Annotated in this window: 14 protein-coding genes; 6 read left to right on the forward strand and 8 right to left on the reverse strand. The window is 55.0% G+C overall.

The annotated features are described in order from the left end of the window. Positions 1-13: 13 nt before the first annotated feature. Positions 14-919 (reverse strand): hypothetical protein, encoded by a 906-nt coding sequence (locus Q8A57_RS08420; protein ID WP_305170602.1) that lies wholly within the window; start codon positions 917-919, stop codon positions 14-16. A 10-nt stretch (positions 920-929) separates the two neighbouring features. After that, entirely contained in the window at positions 930-2249 is a 1320-nt protein-coding gene (locus Q8A57_RS08425; RefSeq protein WP_305170604.1) for an energy transducer TonB, read from the reverse strand. A 259-nt stretch (positions 2250-2508) separates the two neighbouring features. On the opposite strand from Q8A57_RS08425, the gene Q8A57_RS08430 reads away from it, so the two are divergent. Both Q8A57_RS08430 and Q8A57_RS08435 read left to right on the forward strand, forming a co-directional pair. Further along, a complete protein-coding gene (locus Q8A57_RS08430; protein WP_305170605.1) occupies positions 2509-3399 on the forward strand; it encodes an AEC family transporter in 891 nt (296 codons plus the stop codon). Positions 3400-3411: 12 nt separating this feature from the next. Continuing rightward, positions 3412-4605, forward strand: a complete 1194-nt coding sequence (locus Q8A57_RS08435; RefSeq protein WP_305170607.1) for a CaiB/BaiF CoA transferase family protein — start codon at positions 3412-3414, stop codon at positions 4603-4605. Here Q8A57_RS08435 and Q8A57_RS08440 read toward each other — a convergent pair. Continuing rightward, positions 4602-5027 carry an Lrp/AsnC family transcriptional regulator gene (locus tag Q8A57_RS08440; RefSeq protein WP_305170608.1) on the reverse strand — a complete coding sequence of 142 codons (426 nt, stop codon included), beginning with the start codon at positions 5025-5027 and terminating at the stop codon, positions 4602-4604. The two genes, Q8A57_RS08435 and Q8A57_RS08440, sit on opposite strands and share 4 nt — an antisense overlap. A gap of 157 nt (positions 5028-5184) precedes the next feature. Between Q8A57_RS08440 and Q8A57_RS08445 the strand changes: the two genes are divergently transcribed. Continuing rightward, entirely contained in the window at positions 5185-6345 is a 1161-nt protein-coding gene (locus Q8A57_RS08445) for a type III PLP-dependent enzyme (protein ID WP_305170609.1), read from the forward strand. A gap of 15 nt (positions 6346-6360) precedes the next feature. Here Q8A57_RS08445 and Q8A57_RS08450 read toward each other — a convergent pair whose 3' ends face one another. Together Q8A57_RS08450 and Q8A57_RS08455 are read right to left on the reverse strand one after the other, a co-directional pair. Beyond that, positions 6361-7542, reverse strand: a complete 1182-nt coding sequence (locus Q8A57_RS08450) for an acyl-CoA dehydrogenase (protein ID WP_305170610.1) — start codon at positions 7540-7542, stop codon at positions 6361-6363. 70 nt (positions 7543-7612) lie between these two features. After that, positions 7613-8992: an aspartate aminotransferase family protein gene (locus tag Q8A57_RS08455; protein WP_305170611.1), complete on the reverse strand. Its 1380-nt coding sequence runs from the start codon at positions 8990-8992 to the stop codon at positions 7613-7615. Between the two features lie 130 nt (positions 8993-9122). Here Q8A57_RS08455 and Q8A57_RS08460 point away from each other — a divergent pair, with 130 nt between their 5' ends. Both Q8A57_RS08460 and Q8A57_RS08465 read left to right on the forward strand, forming a co-directional pair. Further along, entirely contained in the window at positions 9123-9896 is a 774-nt protein-coding gene (locus Q8A57_RS08460; protein ID WP_305170612.1) for a gamma-glutamyl-gamma-aminobutyrate hydrolase family protein, read from the forward strand. A gap of 64 nt (positions 9897-9960) precedes the next feature. Beyond that, complete coding sequence (locus tag Q8A57_RS08465) at positions 9961-11313, forward strand: glutamine synthetase family protein (RefSeq protein ID WP_305170613.1); 1353 nt, start codon at positions 9961-9963, stop codon at positions 11311-11313. Between the two features lie 41 nt (positions 11314-11354). Here Q8A57_RS08465 and Q8A57_RS08470 read toward each other — a convergent pair whose 3' ends face one another. Then, the gene (locus tag Q8A57_RS08470) at positions 11355-12194 is read right to left on the reverse strand and encodes a helix-turn-helix transcriptional regulator (protein WP_305170614.1); all 840 of its coding nucleotides are present in this window, start codon (positions 12192-12194) and stop codon (positions 11355-11357) included. A 500-nt stretch (positions 12195-12694) separates the two neighbouring features. Here Q8A57_RS08470 and Q8A57_RS08475 point away from each other — a divergent pair, with 500 nt between their 5' ends. Beyond that, positions 12695-14728 carry an ABC transporter substrate-binding protein gene (locus tag Q8A57_RS08475; RefSeq protein ID WP_305170616.1) on the forward strand — a complete coding sequence of 678 codons (2034 nt, stop codon included), beginning with the start codon at positions 12695-12697 and terminating at the stop codon, positions 14726-14728. Between the two features lie 38 nt (positions 14729-14766). On the opposite strand, the gene Q8A57_RS08480 is transcribed toward Q8A57_RS08475, so the two are convergent. Together Q8A57_RS08480 and Q8A57_RS08485 are read right to left on the reverse strand one after the other, a co-directional pair. Continuing rightward, entirely contained in the window at positions 14767-15849 is a 1083-nt protein-coding gene (locus Q8A57_RS08480) for an ATP-binding protein (RefSeq protein WP_305170617.1), read from the reverse strand. Between the two features lie 11 nt (positions 15850-15860). Next, the gene (locus Q8A57_RS08485; RefSeq protein ID WP_305170618.1) at positions 15861-18158 is read right to left on the reverse strand and encodes an ATPase, T2SS/T4P/T4SS family; all 2298 of its coding nucleotides are present in this window, start codon (positions 18156-18158) and stop codon (positions 15861-15863) included. Positions 18159-18205: the final 47 nt, after the last annotated feature.

The following is an 18205-nucleotide window of genomic DNA, read 5'->3' on the forward strand; positions in this document are numbered from 1 at the left end:
AAAGCTAGCACGGTTATTGCCCTTCTTTATATTTGCGGTATTCATCCCAAAGCTTTTCACGTAGCACTGGGTCCGGCTCTCGCATGGCAGCCTCACGGATCTGGCGGGCGACGATGTCATCATCGCTGCCATTGGGGATGTTGGTGGGCAGTTGGCTGCCGGGCAAGGTGCCTGCCACGCCGCCATCCCGGCCATAAATCGTGGTTGCTTTGCCTTCGGTGTTGGTATCACTGTTGCCCCAACCGCCGTAGGGTTGCTCGTCGCTACCTTCTTCGCCGGCACCGCCTACAGCGCCACCGCCGGGTTCGCCGGCCAGTTCACCTTCCCCTGAAAGTGGACCGCCTGCGCTGCCCGCAGAACCGGCATCTTCACCGTCTTCTGCCATTTGGCTGCCTGAGCTGGTTCGCTCACCGCCCAGCATGGAGTCGAAGCCCACCAGAGAGGCATCCAGTTGTGCGTCCAGGGTGGAAATTTTTTCTTCCTCGGTGAGGATGTCGCCGCCAGCGGGGGGCAGCTGGCCTCCTGCGGAGCCTGGTTGTCCACCGCCGGGAGGCTCTGGCAGTTTAGGGCTGCCTTCATCTTCTGGTGAGCCAGCGCCGCGAGCACTGGCTGCCGCAGCGCTTTCCGGTTCCGATGCTTCAGTTTGCTCACTTTGTGTTTCTGCTCCCGCAGCCGTACTACTTTCTGCCTGTGAAGCTGCTGCCTCAGCCGCTTCCGCCTCTGAGGCTGCTGCTTCAGCCGCATCAGCTTCTGTACTTTCCTCACTTTCCTCGCTTTCGCTGGCACTTTGGCTACTGGAACTCTGCGAGCTGGAGGAGCTCGACGATGAGCTCTGAGAGCTGCTGCTGGAAGAGGGTGTGGTGGGGCAGCCGGTCAACAGAAGTACAGACAGCAGCAGCCATGGGTAAAGATATTTCATGCGGATTAGCCTAATTCATCAAGACCTTGACCGGCAATGCCTGGGTCGTGACCGGGGAACCATTCTCAAAGCGAGGGCGAAAGCGGCTGCCAGTGATGGCCCTGCGAGCGCGCTTTTCCATTCCCTCGGTTTCGTCGGCGTGTATGCTAACAATATTGATGTTATCGGGTGTGCCTTTTTCCGACACATCCACAGCGACCATCACATATTCTTTTGGGGTCGGCAGGGGTAAGGGATCAACACTCTCTCCCACAAAGTCGGCAAAAGATAGCTTTGTATCATCGTCAACGGGCTGGCTGATGTTTTCCGGCACTGAGGGTATTGGTGCAGATCGGGGTTGCGGCAGCATTTTCGGTGCCCCGAACAGTTCTTCAATCATGGGCTTATCTTGCGCTTCCTGTTCCAGCAGCAATTGGGCCCGTTGGTAAGATTTGATGGCTGACTTCGGTTTGTTTAACAGCAACAGCATGTCGCCATTGGCGACATAGCCCCGGGCCTTGTCCTGGGGGGATGCTGCTGAGTTGTTTTCCAGAATACTGATCATTTTTTTACAGGCTTTGCGGCCTTCCCGCGAAAAATTTCTTCGCCAGTACAATTCCTGGGGTATCCACTCAATGTTTGGCAGGCGGTCGAACATGGCTTCAGTGTCTTCCCAGCCGGCGACGCCGGGATAACTTTTCTGGTGCTGTTCGAGGTAATAATTGGCCAGCGCGGTGTTTTGAAGCAGTCCCACCAGTCTCAGGTCAGACTCTCCGAAGTGTTCCGTGGCGATATTGATGGCATGGGTGGAAAAACCCCTGGCCATGTGCAGGTGGAAGACATCGTCGCGCATGCCACTGGCGCTATAGGCCTGCATGTGCCAGCGGCTGGCTTCATCGAGTATGGGGATCATGCGGGGGTCGGTGTCACCGTAGGCTTTGCTGTAAAGCCAGAGCAACTGCAAATAGGTTTCCGAGGTGGCATCGGGTTCCCCCATCGCTTGCTGGGTGGCGATAATACCCCGCAACATCGGTTCCTGCCCCAGGCTGTAGACACCCTGATTAACTCGGTCCAGGTGCATGGCGCGCTGGTAGGCCATCATTGCTTCCGGAAAACGCAGGCTGAGAAACAGGGTGTTGCCAAGACCGTAACTCATTTCTGACAGCTCCTGATCGAAGGGGCCGTAGTTGGCTTCGCGTTCCGCAATGGCAGCCTGGTAGTTGGCAATGGTGCGATCCAGAGTGGTTTCGAGACGGGGCAGGACTTCGCTGTCGGTACTCTGCAGTTCACCGTTATCAGCGGGTGCGTTATCCTTCACCTCCTGATGGGCTGCCTCGGGCGTGGCGCTCATCGCCACACCGCTAAGCAGGAGCAGTAAAAGAAAAAAACCTGATGTTTTCAGGGTAAAACCCATAGCCTGGAAGCCTGTCGGTTGATCGTCTTCTTAGAGAAGGTGAACGGTAGATCGTTCCCCGTTCCCGGTCCCGTCAAGTGCCTGTGCCATCATGATCAATGATCTGTTATGTCGCCATATGGGGTGACACAAGTACTGGCGGCGAGGGCCAGTATAACGCTGTCGTTTTTAAAAAATCGTGGAGTCGAAAAAAATAATGCTAGTGCAACTCTGGAATGTCATGGCGCCAGTGCTGATTGTCATCGGTCTCGGTTTTTGCTGGGGACGCTCCCGGGTGCCCTATGCTTCGGAGTTTGTCACTCGGGCGGTGATGAATATTGGCGCGCCCTGCCTGGTCGTGTCAGCCATTAGCCAGGCGGATATTTCAGGGGAAGGGTTTGCACAGGTGGCCATAGCTGCCAGCGTCGTGCTGGCGGGGACTGCCTTGCTGGGCGCTATTGTGATTCGGCTGATGGGCGGTGACCTGCGTGCGCTGCTGTCGCCAATCGTATTTCCCAATACCGGCAATATGGGGTTGCCCCTGTGCCTGTTCGCTTTTGGTGAGGAAGGGCTGGCGCTGGCGGTAGCGTTTTTTATGGTGCAGATGACGACGCTGATGACTTTTGGTGTGGCGCTGATGTCGCGGTCGGGTACCGGGCTTTGGGCGACGCTCAGGGGATTGTTACAACAACCCCTTATCCATGCCATTGCGATTGCCTTAATAATGCTGGCGAGCGATGTGCAGTTGCCTGTCTGGGTCGATAGCACCCTGAAACTGTTGGGTGACTTCACCATTCCATTGATGTTGCTGACGCTGGGAGTCTCTCTTTCCACCTTATCCACAACCGGTTGGTGGCGAAGTATGGGACTATCTCTGTTGCGAATTGTCGGCGGTCTGGCCTTTGCCTGGCTGGCCGTGACCTGGATGGGGATGAGTGGCCCGGCGCGCAATGTGGTTTTGCTGCAGGCCATTATGCCCGCAGCCGTGTTTAACTACCTGCTGGCACTCAAATATGACCGGGAACCCGCAGCGGTGGCCGGGATTGTCGTGGCGTCGACTGTTATGGCGCTGGTGGCCGTGCCGCTATTGCTGGCTATCCTGATATAAGGGAACGTAACTATGAACACCGCTAAACCGTTGAGTGGTTATCGGGTCATCGAACTGGGCCAGCTGTTGGCAGGTCCGTTTGCCGGTTCGTTGTTGGCCTATTTCGGTGCCGAAGTTATCAAAGTGGAACCCCCCGGTGGTGGTGACCCCCTGCGTAATTGGCGGCAGCTAAAGGACGGCACATCGCTATGGTGGCGCAGCCTGGGTCGCAACAAGAAGTGCATTACCCTGGACCTTAAATCCGCCAAGGGGCAGGAGCTGGCAGCCCGGCTGATTGATGGTGCGGATGTGCTGGTTGAAAACTTTCGTCCCGGCGTAATGGAGGAATGGGGCCTGGGGCCAGAGCGTTTTAAAACCACAAACCCGGGTCTGGTCTATACCCGCATTTCAGGCTATGGCCAGGACGGCCCCTATGCCAGTAAGCCGGGTTTTGCCTCGGTGTGCGAAGGCATCAGCGGTTTCCGTTACCTGAATGGATTTCCCGGTGAAGCCCCGGTCAGGCCCAATCTCAGCCTGGGGGATAGTATCGCAGGCTTGCATGCTGCCTTTGGGGTGACACTGGCACTGTTGTCGCGGCAGTCCAGCGGTACCGGCCAGGTCATCGATGTGGCGCTCTACGAAGCCATGTTCAACCTGCTCGAGGGGGTGATTCCCGAGTTCGATGGCGCCGGGGTGGTACGTGAGCCCTCTGGTACCACGGTGACGGGCATTGTTCCCACCAATACCTACCGCTGTGCTGACAATAAATACGTGGTAATTGGCGGAAATGGTGACTCCATTTTCAAGCGCCTGATGCGGGCAGCCAACCGCCCCGAAATGGCAGATGATCCAAGACTGGCGGATAACGCGGGCCGGGTAAAACATGAGCAGGAAATTGATGCGGCTCTGGCGGCCTGGTGTGGCAGCCTGCCCAGTGCAGAAGTGTTATCCCGGCTCGATGAAGGGCGCGTTCCCGCAGGGCCCATTTACAATGTGTCAGATATGCTGGAAGACCCCCATTTCAATGCGCGGGGTCTCTATGAGCAGGTACAGATCAACGGTGAACCCTTAAAAATCCCGGCCATGCTGCCGCGTTTATGCGATACCCCGGGGGAAACCCGTTGGCCAGGTCCCGATGTCGCCAGCCATAACGACGAGGTGCTGGGAGAATTGCTGGGGCTAGATGAGGAGCAGCGTCAGGCCCTGCGCCGGGAAGGCGTGATCTAGCGCTGGAATTTCGCCCCCAGCACGATACTGGTGAGGGTTTTCTCTACACCATCAAGGCTGGCAATCATGTCGATGGCCTGGTCCAGCTCCCGGGTGTTGGCACAACTGACCACTGCCAGCAGGTCGTAATTGCCGCTGATGCTGAACAGGGATTCTACCGCGGACATTTTTTCCATCCTGCGCACGATATTGCCGGCGAGTTTGGGGGCGATTTCTATCATCAGGTACGCACTGATCTGTTGCAGGTGCTGCGGGTGATAGCGGATGGTATAGCCTTCGATGATTTTGCGCCGCTCGAGGGTGTCCATATGCTGTTTTACGGTTGCGCGACTGACGCCCAGCTTAATCGCCAGGTTGGCGATACTTTCTCTACTGTTGTTTCTGAGTAGATCCAGCAGGCGTTGATCCAGGTCCGGAGCCATACACAGAACCCCTTGGGCTATGTCGCGATTTGATCACATTGGACAGTGTTCTTATCAAAAGGATAGATCATGTTGACGTAACTGTCGGTCTTGCACATACCAAGCCTTCATCCCGCCACCTAAACTGAAAATAAGTATCATTAAGTGGTAAGAACCCATGTCAAATAAACAGGCGAGGCGTGATGATCGCCCCTTGCCGGTGGCACTGCCCGCTGTGTTGACCACGGCCAGAAACCGGGTTGCCATCATGGGGTATCAGCAGCCTCTGCTGTATGTGAGTAGCGAACAGCTGAGAATCAATGCCCGCTGTTTCCGGGCAGCGATGCCCAGGGTGCGTCCGCATTTCGCAGTTAAATCCAACCCCGACCGGCGTATTCTTGATGTGCTGCACGAAGAGGGCATCCACTTTGAAGTGGCTTCCCGATCAGAACTTGCCGTGTTACTGGACATGGGAGTGGACCCGGACAACATCTTTTACTCAAACCCGATCAAACCCGATGACTACATCCACTATGCCGTGAGTCACGGTGTGCGCTGGTATGCGGTGGACTCGGTGGCTGAAGTGGAAAAAATGCATCGCCATGCCCCACAGGCCAGTCTATATCTACGTATCAGCGTCAGTAACCTTGGTGCTGCCTGGCCACTTGAAGGCAAGTTCGGTGTTATTGGCCGGGAGGCAGAAGCGGTGATGGATGCCTGCATGCAATACGGCATGGACCTTGCGGGGGTGACGTTCCATGTGGGGTCCCAGTGTCTTAACTCCGATAACTGGGTGGAGGGGATTCGAGCCGCTCAACGTACCTTTGGTGCCATGAGACAGCGGGGTTACCGGCCGCGATTGCTGAACCTGGGGGGCGGATTCCCGGTGCAGATGCACGCAGATGTGCCTTCCATTAGTGACATTGGCAAGCGCATCAATGACGAACTCGCCAACCTGGATAACGGCTTTACCGTGATTGCAGAACCGGGGCGCAACCTGGTGGCGTCGGCGGGCTGCCTGGTAACCCGTGTAGTGGGGACGGCTATTCGCAACGGTCAGCGCTGGTTGTATCTCGATACCGGCATCTACGGGGGATTGATGGAGTTGAATGACCGTTTTCGCTATCCCGTGATCAGCGAGAGGGTAGGGGAAATGGTCAGCTGGACATTGGCTGGCCCCACCTGTGATTCGCTGGATATCTGTCTCAGGAACCAGCTTTTGCCTGAGTCTATGCAGTCGGGCGATCTGTTGTTTCTGCCCTTCACCGGCGCCTATACCAGCAGTTGTGCGACACGTTTTAACGGCTTTCCACCGCCCATGGTGGTGGTGCTGAGCTAATGTCTATAAAACACCTCAGTTAAACGACTGGATGCCCGTTTGGGCACGACCCAGTATCAGGGCATGGATGTCGCTGGTGCCCTCATAGGTATTGACCACTTCAAGATTGAGCAGGTGACGCATCACAGGGAATTCCTCGGAGATGCCATTGCCCCCCAGCATGTCACGGCTGAGCCGGGCTATTTCCAAGGCCTTGCCGCAGTTGTTGCGCTTCAACAGTGATACCAGTTCCGGGGATAAGCGGTTTTGATCCTTGAGTCGGCCTGCCCGCAGTGCCCCCTGTAGAGCCAAACTGATATCCGTTTGCATGTTAGCCAGTTTGTACTGAATCAACTGGTTGGCTGCCAAAGGACGCCCGAATTGTTCTCGATCCAGACAGTACTGACGGGCGCTGTGCCAGCAGGCTTCGGCAGCGCCGATGGCACCCCAAGAGATGCCATAGCGGGCATTGTTCAGGCAGCTGAAAGGCCCCTTCAACCCAGAGACATCTGGCAACAGGTTTTCTTCCGTCACAAATACCTCGTCCATAACAATTTCGCCGGTGACCGAAGTGCGCAGTGCCAGTTTTCCCTCGATTTTTGGTGCGCTCAGTCCCGCCATGCCTTTTTCCAACAGGAAGCCGCGGATGGTGCCGTCATCCGTTTTTGCCCAGACCAGAAACAGGTCGGCGATGGGTGAATTGGTGATCCATGTTTTACTGCCGCTGAGTAGGAATCCGTCGGCAGTTGTGCGGGCGCGGCTGGTCATACTGGCAGGATCGGAACCGGCATTCGGCTCGGTGAGGCCGAAACAGCCAACCCATTCACCACTGGCCAGTTTGGGCAGGTAGCGCTGCTTCTGCGCTTCGCTGCCAAACTGGTCAATGGGATACATCACTAGGCTGGACTGCACACTCATCAGTGAACGGTAACCGGAATCAACCCGTTCGATTTCCCGGGCGATCAATCCGTAACTCACCTGATTGACACCGGCACAGCCATAGCCCTGCAAGGTGCTACCCAACAGGCCCAGCGAGCCCATTTCGGTGAAGATGGTGCGGTCGGTGTGTTCATGGCGAAACGCTTCACGCGCCCTGGGCAACAGTTTGTCCTGGGCATAGTGGCGGGCGCTATCGCGGATCTGCCGTTCTTCGTCACTAAGCTGTTCTTCCAGCAGAAACGGATCGTCCCAGCGGAACAGACTGTTCTGGTTGACCATGGTTACCTCTCTCTTCAAGGATAGCCGAGTGCTAGCCATACAGTGTTTATGGCTAAAGGCTATTTCCTGATCAAAGGTGATAGTGGCTGGCGGTCAGGTCCAGGGCACGTGTGGCCCGCTCGATCAGCAGATCAATTTCTTCGTGGCTGCAGACCAGTGGTGGCGCGATGATCATGGCGTCACCCACAGCACGCATCACCAGTCCGCTTTCAATACAGAATTGCCGACATACTGCGCCGGCTTTCCCTCCATCTTCTAACCGTTCCCTGGTGTGTTTGTTCCGCACCAGTTCCAGCGCTGCCACCATGCCTTTGCCACGGGTTTCGCCGACGATGGGATGATCGGCCAATTCTTGCCAGCGTCGTTGCAGATAGGGACCAATATCATCTGCCACTCGCTCAACCAGCTGTTCTCGCTCCAGAATGTCTAGCGTTGCCAGTGCTGCGGCGCAGGCTGCCGGGTGGCCGCTATAGGTAAAGCCATGACCAAACTCGCCGCCTCCGCTGGTCAGCACATTTGCCACCCGATCCCCGAGCAGCACTCCACCGAGTGGCTGAAAGCCGTTGGTGACCGCTTTGGCAAAGGTGATCAGGTCTGGTGAGGTGCCGTAGCTCTGACAGCCGAACAGTTGGCCCGTACGGCCAAACCCGCAGATTACCTCATCGCTAATAAACAAAATGTCGCGCTCGGCAAGAATGCGCCGCATTTCCGGCCAATAGCTCTCAGGTGGCACGATGACACCGCCGGCACCCTGAATAGGCTCGGCGATAAAGGCAGCGATATTGTCCTCACCCAACTCGTCAATGGCGCGCTCCAAGTCCTTGGCAACGCGGACGCCAAATTCCTCCGGCGACAGCTCGCCGCCATCCTTGAACCAGTAGGGTTGGGCGATGTGGTGCACGTAGGGGAGGGTTTCGAACTGGCGGTGCACGAAGTCAAAGCCGCCGAGGCTGGCGGCGGCGATGGTGCTGCCGTGGTAGGCATTGGTGCGTGACAAAATAATGCGTTTGTTGGGTTTATCCAGAAGATCCCAGTAGCGACGCACCAGACGCAGGTTGGTGTCGTTGGCTTCAGAACCGGAGTTGGTAAAAAACACGTGGTTGAAGTTGTCCGGTGTCAGAGACGCGAGCCTGGCAGCCAGTCGTACGGATGGTTCATTGGCGCACTGGAAAAAATTATTGTAAAACGGCAGTTCGCTGAGCTGCTTTCGCACCGCTTCGACAATACCGGGCTGGCTGTAGCCGAGGTTGCAGCACCATAGTCCCGACATGCCATCGAGAATGCGGTTGCCGTCGCTGTCCTCAATATAGACACCTTCAGCACGGCTGATGATTCTGCCGGGATGAGCAGCATAGTCTTGAAAGTCAGTGAAGGGATGCAGGTGGTGTGCTGCATCCTGACGTTTCAGTTCTGCTGTGTGGCTGTATTTGCCGTCCCTGTTTGCAGGCATAATAGTCTCCGATCAACCCTGTGGGGTTATTCTATTTTTACTTGGCCTATGAGAATTTCAGCACGAAATGGCTGAAACGTCTCCACCCCCAATGGGGTGTGTCAGGGTGACTTTAACTGAGGATTGCGTCATGGGTCAGCAGCTTTGGCCGGTAGTTGGTATTCCATGTGATGTATACCAGCATGGCTTGCACCCCCATCATGGTAGTGGTGAAAAATATATCAATGCCTTGGCACACGGAGCTGGCGTGCGTCCGGTGCTGCTGCCAGCCATCGGCGGTGGCACAGATCTGACGCCACTTACCGATATCTGTTTGCCGGATGAGGTGCTGGATAGCCTGGACGGTCTGTTTCTCACCGGCAATATCTCCAATGTGAACCCGCAGTTCTACGGCGAGCAAAGCCCGTCAGACAACTTGCTTGATCCCCAGCGGGATGCCACAACCCTACCGTTGATTCGCCGCGCCATCGAGCGTGACATCCCATTGTTCGCGGTGTGCAGGGGTTTCCAGGAACTGAATGTGGCGCTGGGCGGCTCCCTATACCAGCGTGTACACGAAGTGCCAGGTATGCTTGATCACCGGGAAGACAGTAGCCTGCCGAGGGAGGGGCAATATGATTATGCCCATGAGATTCTCCTGGTCGAAGACGGTCTGTTGAGGGGGCTGGCTGGCGCGGAACGGGTGCGAGTTAACTCCGTGCATGGCCAGGGCATCCATCGACTTGCGGATGGCCTGGAGATAGAAGCTACTGCCCCTGACGGTTTGATTGAAGCGGCGCGATCGCTCGATCACAGCCGTTTCGCCCTGGGGGTACAATTTCATCCGGAGTGGCAGTACCAGCGAGACCCTTTTTACAGTGCCCTGTTTCGGGCATTTGGCGATGCTATCCGGGAGCGCCTTTGAGCGGGTTTCCGGCGGTGCCATGTGCTAACGTTCAAGGAACGAACCCAACGATGGATTTCCGGTTGTGACATCTTCCGATCAACAGTCAGTGCTGGCATTTCTCGATGCCTATCCCCAGATAGATACCTTTGAGGCGTTGCTGCCGGATCTTAACGGTCGGCTGCGAGGTAAATGGTTGTCCCGTGAGCATCTGGACAAGGCTTTTAAAGGTGGCCTGAAGCTGCCCCTCACCACCCTGGGATTTGATATTTGGGGCCGCGATCCGGAAAGCTGGGTATTCGAGTCCGGCGATGCCGATGGCGTTTGTGTGGCGGAGGCCGCGACCCTGGCGCCTGTGTCCTGGTTATCGGCATCCACTGGGCAATTACTGATGTCGTTGCGTCAGGCCGACGGTATCCCCTGTGGTTACGACCCCAGGGATTTGTTGCGGAATATCCAGCAGCGCCTGAAACAACTGGGCTACACACCGGTGGTGGCACTGGAAATGGAGTTTTACCTGTTCGATACCGAGCGGGACACATTTGGTCGGCCTACCCACAGCCAGCGTGCTATCGATGGTGGGCCCGCAGTAGGTGGCCAGACCTACAGCATGGATCAGCTGGAGGATGAAGCGCCGTTAATGCGGGCAATCCGGGAGGCCTGTGTCGCTCAACGGTTGCCGGTAGATACACTGATTGCCGAAGCTGCACCCTCTCAGTATGAGGTCAATCTCTACCACGGCAATGATGCGCTGCTGGCGGCAGATCACGGTCTGATGTTGCAGCGTCTGATCAAGGGCGTGGCCCGCGAACATGGCAAACTGGCCACGTTTATGGCCAAGCCATTTGGCGAGTTGGCGGGTAGCGGTATGCATGTGCACTGCAGTCTCCTCGACCAGCAGGGCAGAAATGTTTTTAACAATGGCACGGAGCAGGGCAGTGAGTTACTGGCCCAGGCCGTGGCGGGTTGCCTGATTTCTATGGCTGATGCCATGGCTATTCTTGCCCCCAACATCAATGCCTGTCGTCGCTTTCAGCCCGGCAGTCATGCACCCTTGACGGCCAGCTGGGGTTATGAAAATCGCACCACGGCGTTGCGGATTCCCACCGGTAACCTAGTGGACCGCCGCATAGAACACCGTGTGGCCGGTGCCGATGCCAACCCGTATCTGGTGGTCGCGGTGATTCTGGCGGGAATGCTCCATGGCATTGAACAACAACTGGTACCGCCCCCGGCCATAGAGGGCGATGCCTATGCTCAGCCGGGTGAGGAGTTGCCTCGTTACTTGCCTGATTCCCTACAGCGTCTGGAGCAGTCGGCATTTATCAGCGAGTATTTTGGAGCTGAATTTCAGCGGGTGTTTCTGGCGGCTAAACAGCAGGAACTGGCAGAATTTGACCGGAGGGTGTCTATCCTGGAATACGACGCTTATCTCTGAATATTCCTCATCCTGATGTGTCTCTGCTTTATAACCCGGCCTCACGTTTTCGTTTCGAGATACCCCTCCAGTGGGTCACCACCAAATGGCGGCCGCATACTCGAAAGGGCATCGATGAACAGGTAGAACAGCTCTGATTGGGATGTAACATCCAGCTTGGCGTAGCTGTGCTTGCGATGCAGTTTTACCGTTTCCGGAGAAATAGACAGTTTCTGAGCGATGGATTTGGTGGAGTGACCGTGCAGAAACAGTTGAATGATCTGTGCCTCTCTTTCGGTGAGTACCGATCTACCAAAATGGCTCAGTGCCGAAGATAAATGCCGGTGCAGGTCATCGTCTTGGTGTTGGCTGTGATCGGTGCTTTGCCAATGTTGTTGGCACAGAGATTGGAGCAGCGGTGCAATATCCTGCAGCAAGCGCTGTTGAGACAAGCTGAAACGATGATGGTGTTCATCCCGGCCGAGGGAAATGTTCAGCCAATCTCCTGGCACCTTTGTGTTTAACTGAAACAGGTAACCGCACTCATCGATCAGTCCGGTGTGGCGAAAATAGTTTTTGTAGTATTCACTTTTCCGAAAACCCACCGGGGCCAATCCGTCCAGTCGATAAAATCCCTCATGCCCGTCCTGGGCCGCCCGGTAACAGGGGTCCAGTAGGTAGGCGCCTCTCAGGAATAAATCAATATGGGTTGGGCGGTTGGCCGGTGGCAGGTCGTTGTAGCTCAACGTTGGTTGTTGTTGGTGATAGTAGAGAATGACTGCGTTATCAATGGGGGTCAGTTTTTTCAGAAAAGCCATCAGCTGATTAAAAAAACTACTTTGGCCAATGCTGGACACAACTGGTATCAGTCGGTTGGAGTATTCCGCGATGCTGAAGGCCATCAAACCCGCTCCCATTCCCCTCAGAACAGTCTAGCGGGAATGGGGGAGGGTTGAAATATCGCGGCGGAATGCCGGGGAAATTAAAAGCGGATGGCCTTGGCCAAGGTCAGGTTGGTACGCCAGTCCGGTTCCGCCTGGACACTGTTCTGATCTTCTGCGACAAATTGTCGCAGACATGGCATTTGGGGGTTGGTTTGCCGCGAGCGCCGCCGTTATGTGACAGGTATTTCCAGGCTGTGCCTTGCAGGAATTGAAGAAGGGGTTATGATGCCAAAACACGGATGTTGGCCCCGTTCCTGTGCCGCCGACCAAAGTTGAGTGTCGACGGGACGATAGTTATAAAGTTGAGGTTGAGTGACGCTGGTATCCGGGTATCTGAGTTTTCCTCTGTATCTCTATCCATTTGTCTGCCTTGATTATCAGAAAGGCCGCACTAAGGCGCTTTCAACCGGTCATATTGTTTAATTAATACCGAATATTACGATCAAGGTATCCGGCTTGTGTTGATTCAAAGATTTTTACAGTTGCCGATGTTTTCTACGACTCGTGCTCTTGCCCGCTTGGCGTTATCCCTGCTGCTGATGGTTTCCTTGCTTCCTTCTGCCTGGGCCGAGCCTGCAGAGGGTGTTGTGGCAGTACCAGAAACGACCGTGAGTCTGCGGCTTAACTGGTTCCATCAATTTGAGTTCGCCGGTTACTACGCTGCCTTGGAAAAAGGCTTTTTCGCCGAGGAAGGACTTAACGTCCATATATTGGAACGCGATCCGGAGACGGCCGTGGTAGACGACGTGGTCTCTGGGTTCGTGGATTTTGGTGTGGCAGATTCCAGCCTGATTGTTGCCCGGATGAATGGTAAACCCGTGGTAATGGTTACCCCGATTTTTCAGCATTCGCCTATGGTGCTGATCAGCCTTGCTGAAAACAACATTCTCGGCCCAGCTGATTTGGCTGGAAAAACATTAATGTATCAGCTGGATCAGGATGATGCAGTGATCGCCGCCACGTTGAATGAAGTGGGGCTGGGTCCGAAAGATATTATTTCTGTACCACACAGCTTTGATGATTGGGCGCTACTGAATTCCGATATCGTCGCTATGTCCGCCTACATTTCTAACCAACCTTATCTATACCGCGAAAAAAACATCGAGATTAATATTATTGATCCGGCCAATTACGGGATTGATTTCTACGGTGATAGCCTTTTTACCAGCGAACGCATGATAAATACGCATCCCAATGTAGTGTCTGCATTTCAAAGGGCAACTATCAGGGGATGGGGGTATGCACTTGAGCACCCGGATGAGATCATCGATCTGATCCTGAGGAAATATCAACCGGAAAAAACCCGCGAACAGTTGGTGTATGAAGCCAAGTCCATTCGCCGGATGATCCAGCCTGATCTCCTGGATGTTGGTCTGATCAATCGTCATCGGTTTGACCGAATTGCCGATATTTACCGAGAGCGGGGCAGAATACCCGCCGAGGCAGATTTAACCGGTTTTTTTGCCGATGATTATTTGGTTCCTGCGGATGTTCATTCGGTCTTTCTCCACTGGATTGTGCCCCTGGCGATCATCTCAATGGCCGTGCTGGCCTTGATGTTTGTAATCAATCAGCGGCTGCAAAGAATCGTGTACCAAAAGACCCATGATGCCAATGAGGCGAGGGAAAAAGCAGAACGTTACCTGGCAATACTCGATCGGCATACTTGTGTGATGCGGGTAGATAGTGAGTTGAAGGTGCAGTACATCTCTATCGCTTTTTGCGAATTGACTGGTTATGAAAGCCACCAATTATTGGGGAAACCTCACACATTCCTGATGGATGAATCGAATAATGGTTTAAAGATTCGCCAGTTGTTGGAAGCCACTTCTGCCGGAAAAAACTGGCAGGGTGAGATTTATCTGAAGCAAAAAAATGGCGGTCAGTTGGTGATGGACGTCTTTGTGGAACCTGTGCAGGATGGCAAGGGCAAGGTTCTAGGTTATAACGCGGTGTATCTGGATATGACCCAGAAGAAAAATGCTGAGTTGTTGTCTATCACCGATACGCTCACCAATCTCTATAACCGCAATAAAATTGATGCTTTGCTGGTGAAAGAAAGCAAGCTGGTGAATAGAGGCAGCCCCGTTTTTTCCATTATTCTGTTGGATATTGACCACTTTAAGCTGATTAATGATCAGTACGGCCACTTGATGGGAGATCAAGTGCTTCGCGAAATTGCCCGCTGCCTTAAACACAATATCCGAGAAACGGACTATGTCGGTCGCTGGGGCGGAGAAGAGTTTATGGTGATTTGCGCCAACACCTCTCTCATGGGTGCAGAGGCGCTGGCGGAAATGCTGCGAGCCAAAATGGAGCAGGCTGAATTTCCTGAACACATCCATGCCACCAGCAGTTTCGGGGTGGCGGAATATTTCCCCGGAGAGTCGATCGATAGCCTGATCAAGCGAGCCGACGAAGGGCTTTACTGGGCCAAAAACAGCGGGCGAAACTGCGTTCGGACGCGACCCTGTCACGTGGGCAGTGCCTAGTCGCTGTGGCTAGAGGCAGCAACTCGCCAAAACGGCTTCTACAATAAGCGCCGCTGCTCGTATACCTGCTGCCAGTGTTCACCTTTCTTGATGGACACTTCTGTTTCAAAATAATGCTTCATCCGACGGCGGTCGTCTTTGTTGTCTTTCAGGGCGGCGCCGATCAGAAAGTGCACTAGGTTATCCAGGGCCATGGTGCCACTGCCATAATAATAGGCATGCACACCCATGGCATGGGCTACTGACACGGCTTCCGCGGTGGACATGACGGTGGCTGCCAGGCGGTCGGTACTGCGGCCATCCAGAGTCTGGCCATTGCGCAATTCGTGGAACAGGGTGGTCAGCACTTCGATAGTGAGGGCGTCGGGTTTTACCTCCACACCGGAGAGGCGAATCAGTTTTTCCGATTCGCGCATCACCACATCAATTTCGTCTGCAAGGTCCCGAATCGGCGGGATGGTTTCAAAGTTCATGCGGCGCTTTAGTGCAGCGCTCATTGCATAGATGCCGCTGTCCAGAGAATTGGAGGTGGCGATAATATTGAAGCCTTCCCGGGCGAACAACACCGAGTCTTTACCCAGTTCCGGCACCATGATCTGTCGTTCTGACATGATGGAGAGAATGGCATCCTGAATATGTTGCGGGCAGCGGGCAATTTCTTCAAAGCGCACCAGTTGGCCGTCAAGCATGCCCTGATAAATAGGACTGGGAATCAGTGCTTCGGCGCAGGGTCCTTGCGTGTTGAGCAGCGCTTCGTTCCAGCTGTAAAGCAACTGGCTGGTTTGGGAAATGGCGCCGCCCTGAATGGTAAGGGTCGACTGGCCGGATATGGCGGCAGACAGCAGTTCCGACAGCCAGGATTTGGCGGTGCCGGGTTCGCCGATCAGCATGGCGCCACGGTTGGTGGCCAGGCTGATAATAATGCGGGTGACCAGTTCACGCTGGGCGACAAATTTACGCTGGATATCCAGTTCGTCATCGCCGAGTACGAACTTCTCCACCGCCAGTGGTGACAGATTCCAGCCGGGTGGTATTGGGCCAGAGTCCCACTCCCGAAGTCTTTCCAGTTCGTGATGGTAGAGAGTTTCCGCCGTTGGGCGTTGTATGGCTTTGTCGTTCATGTGTTTGGATCTCAGTCCGGTTTTTCCCACTGCCAGCGGGCTTCTGGTGCCATGCGTTCTGCGGGCAGGATCTTCGGAAGTTCAGATAAGGGAATGTTGCCCTGGATGACGTGGTCGAGGGCGCTGTCACGCATGGTCACCAGACCGCAATCCAGTGCCAGCTTGCGCAGTTCTCCCACCGGAATGTGACGGGCAATGGCATTGCGCAGCTCGGTATCCACCTGCAGATATTCCACTACGGCAACCCGGCCATGGGTGCCGGTGTTGTTGCAGCGCTCGCAACCTTTGCCCACGTAGCAGCGGAAGCTGTCCGGAGTTCCGTCGGGGAATATCTCCTGAAGAATATCGCTTTCCGGTTCAGCTTCTACCCGGCAATGCGTGCAGATGCATTTGGCCAGTCGTTGGGCCATCACTGCCAGCAATTCGCTGGCCAGTGAGTTGGGGTGAACACCCAGGTCAAACAGGCGCTGCATGGCGTCCACTGCATCGTTACAGTGAAGCGTCGACAGCACCACGTGCCCGGTTTGAGAGGCTCTTATGGCTTCGGTGGCCGTTTCGTGGTCGCGGATTTCTCCCACCAGGATGACATCGGGGTCCTGGCGCACAAAAGACCGCATGGCATCGGCAAACTTGAAGCCGATTTCCGGCCGCACACGGGTTTGCTGAATGTTGTTGATGGAATACTCAATCGGGTCCTCGACGGTGATGACTTTACGTGAGCCATCGTCAGCCAGCAGTTGCAGACCGGCATACAACGTGGTGCTTTTGCCCGAACCGGTAGGCCCTACAACGAGTACCAGACCGGCTGGGTTTCGCAGCAGGCGTTTGTAGTGACTGGCCACTTGGGAAGAGAGACCGAGTTTGTCGATACTGATCAGGTTGGAATTCTGTGGCAACAGCCGAATGACAACGTGTTCGGCGTGCAGTGAGGGCTGAACCTGAATCCGCAGATCGAACAGCGAATCCCCAACCCGCAACCGCGAACGGCCACCCTGGGGTAGTCGGCGCTCGGCAATGTTTAGCTCTGCCCGTAGTTTGATGACGTTGACGAGTCCGCGCAGTTCCGCAGGGCTGATATCGTAGTGAGGCAGGTCGTGCAGCTCCCCATCCACCCGCAGGCGGATGCGCACGTGTTTCTGGTATTGCTCGATATGCAGGTCGCTGGCCCGTTCGGCCACGGCATCCAGCAGTAGCGCCTCAAACAGTGAGACCAGGTGTGCGCCGACTTCGGGTTTGTATTTGCCTAGCAGATCCTGATCAGCGTCGCTCAGGGCTTTTTCTTCATAGGCGGGCAGGCTTGATGTGTGTGCCTGGACACAGAGGTCCGTGGCCGACCAGAGGCGGCGGAAATCCGTTGGTGTTACCAGTAACTTTTCCAGTTTATGGCGGGGAAACACCCGTTGGATTTCTTCCAGTGAGGCCTCAGGATCACTGGTTGCAACCCTCAGGGTGCCGTGATCCGTATACAGTGGAATCAGCCGGTGATGATCCAGAAATGCCTGTGAGAAGCTGTTGAATATTTTCGGGTCAAGGCGTCGCAGGAGAATATCCACATTGGCCAGCTCCAGGTTGTAGCGCTTGGCCATGGAGCGGTAGAGGGCGATGTCATCGAGATTGGCGAGCTCCCGTACCTCGTCAATGATTAGCGTTTTGTTGGCCTTGGCCCGATCCCGTGCCCTGTTGAGAATGTCTTTGTTGACGATGCCAAGTTCAATCAGGCTTTGCTCATCTTTTTGAGAAAAATTAATACTGCCGTGCTCACAGCGCGTTACCTGACCGTGTTCATCCAGAGTATAGATCACCAGCCTTAGGAGTATCGATGCCGTATGTTCTACACAGACCAGTTGACCGCCTGGAGCCAGTTGGTCGAGCAGGGTGGTGAGCTTGGTAATTTTGGGTGTGGTCACCACGATAATATCGAAGGGTGCAAACTCTGCCGCGCCTTCCTGGCCATCGCCGTTGATAATGCTGACATTGTCGAGGTGGAGTTGCTCGAGTCTCACTTTGGCGATATCGGCAATCTCGGGGTCTTTTTCCATGCCAATCACCTGGGTGGCGATTTTTGATAACACCGCACAGGCATAACCTAATCCTGCACCGACATGAAGGATTTTGGGGTTAACGGGAAACGACAGGATGCCCAACATCTGTCGGAGGGCTTTTTCGGAAGGAATACTGTGCCCGGCGACGAGCTGTTGGTCTTCACAGCGAATAAAGTGCTGCCGGTTAGTGTTGTCGAAAGCGGACTGCAATCGAGGATCAATGCGGTGGCTGGGTTGGGTGTTTGTTTGGCTGCTGTGTATTTTCATCCGGCTACGGTCGTTTTGCCCTTAATTCTTTTAGTGTAGGTATGAGT

This window comes from Porticoccus litoralis (assembly GCF_030676955.1).
GTDB classification, from domain to species: Bacteria; Pseudomonadota; Gammaproteobacteria; order Pseudomonadales; family Porticoccaceae; genus Porticoccus; species Porticoccus litoralis.

What these genes read in the sequence shown, in the direction of transcription:
- Q8A57_RS08420 (WP_305170602.1), bottom strand. Translation starts at nt 919, where the DNA reads ATGAAATATCTTTACCCATGGCTGCTGCTGTCTGTACTTCTGTTGACC.
- Q8A57_RS08425 (WP_305170604.1), bottom strand. Translation starts at nt 2,249, where the DNA reads ATGAGCGCCACGCCCGAGGCAGCCCATCAGGAGGTGAAGGATAACGCA.
- Q8A57_RS08430 (WP_305170605.1), top strand. Translation starts at nt 2,509, where the DNA reads ATGCTAGTGCAACTCTGGAATGTCATGGCGCCAGTGCTGATTGTCATC.
- Q8A57_RS08435 (WP_305170607.1), top strand. Translation starts at nt 3,412, where the DNA reads ATGAACACCGCTAAACCGTTGAGTGGTTATCGGGTCATCGAACTGGGC.
- Q8A57_RS08440 (WP_305170608.1), bottom strand. Translation starts at nt 5,027, where the DNA reads ATGGCTCCGGACCTGGATCAACGCCTGCTGGATCTACTCAGAAACAAC.
- Q8A57_RS08445 (WP_305170609.1), top strand. Translation starts at nt 5,185, where the DNA reads ATGTCAAATAAACAGGCGAGGCGTGATGATCGCCCCTTGCCGGTGGCA.
- Q8A57_RS08450 (WP_305170610.1), bottom strand. Translation starts at nt 7,542, where the DNA reads ATGGTCAACCAGAACAGTCTGTTCCGCTGGGACGATCCGTTTCTGCTG.
- Q8A57_RS08455 (WP_305170611.1), bottom strand. Translation starts at nt 8,992, where the DNA reads ATGCCTGCAAACAGGGACGGCAAATACAGCCACACAGCAGAACTGAAA.
- Q8A57_RS08460 (WP_305170612.1), top strand. Translation starts at nt 9,123, where the DNA reads ATGGGTCAGCAGCTTTGGCCGGTAGTTGGTATTCCATGTGATGTATAC.
- Q8A57_RS08470 (WP_305170614.1), bottom strand. Translation starts at nt 12,194, where the DNA reads ATGGCCTTCAGCATCGCGGAATACTCCAACCGACTGATACCAGTTGTG.
- Q8A57_RS08480 (WP_305170617.1), bottom strand. Translation starts at nt 15,849, where the DNA reads ATGAACGACAAAGCCATACAACGCCCAACGGCGGAAACTCTCTACCAT.
- Q8A57_RS08485 (WP_305170618.1), bottom strand. Translation starts at nt 18,158, where the DNA reads ATGAAAATACACAGCAGCCAAACAAACACCCAACCCAGCCACCGCATT.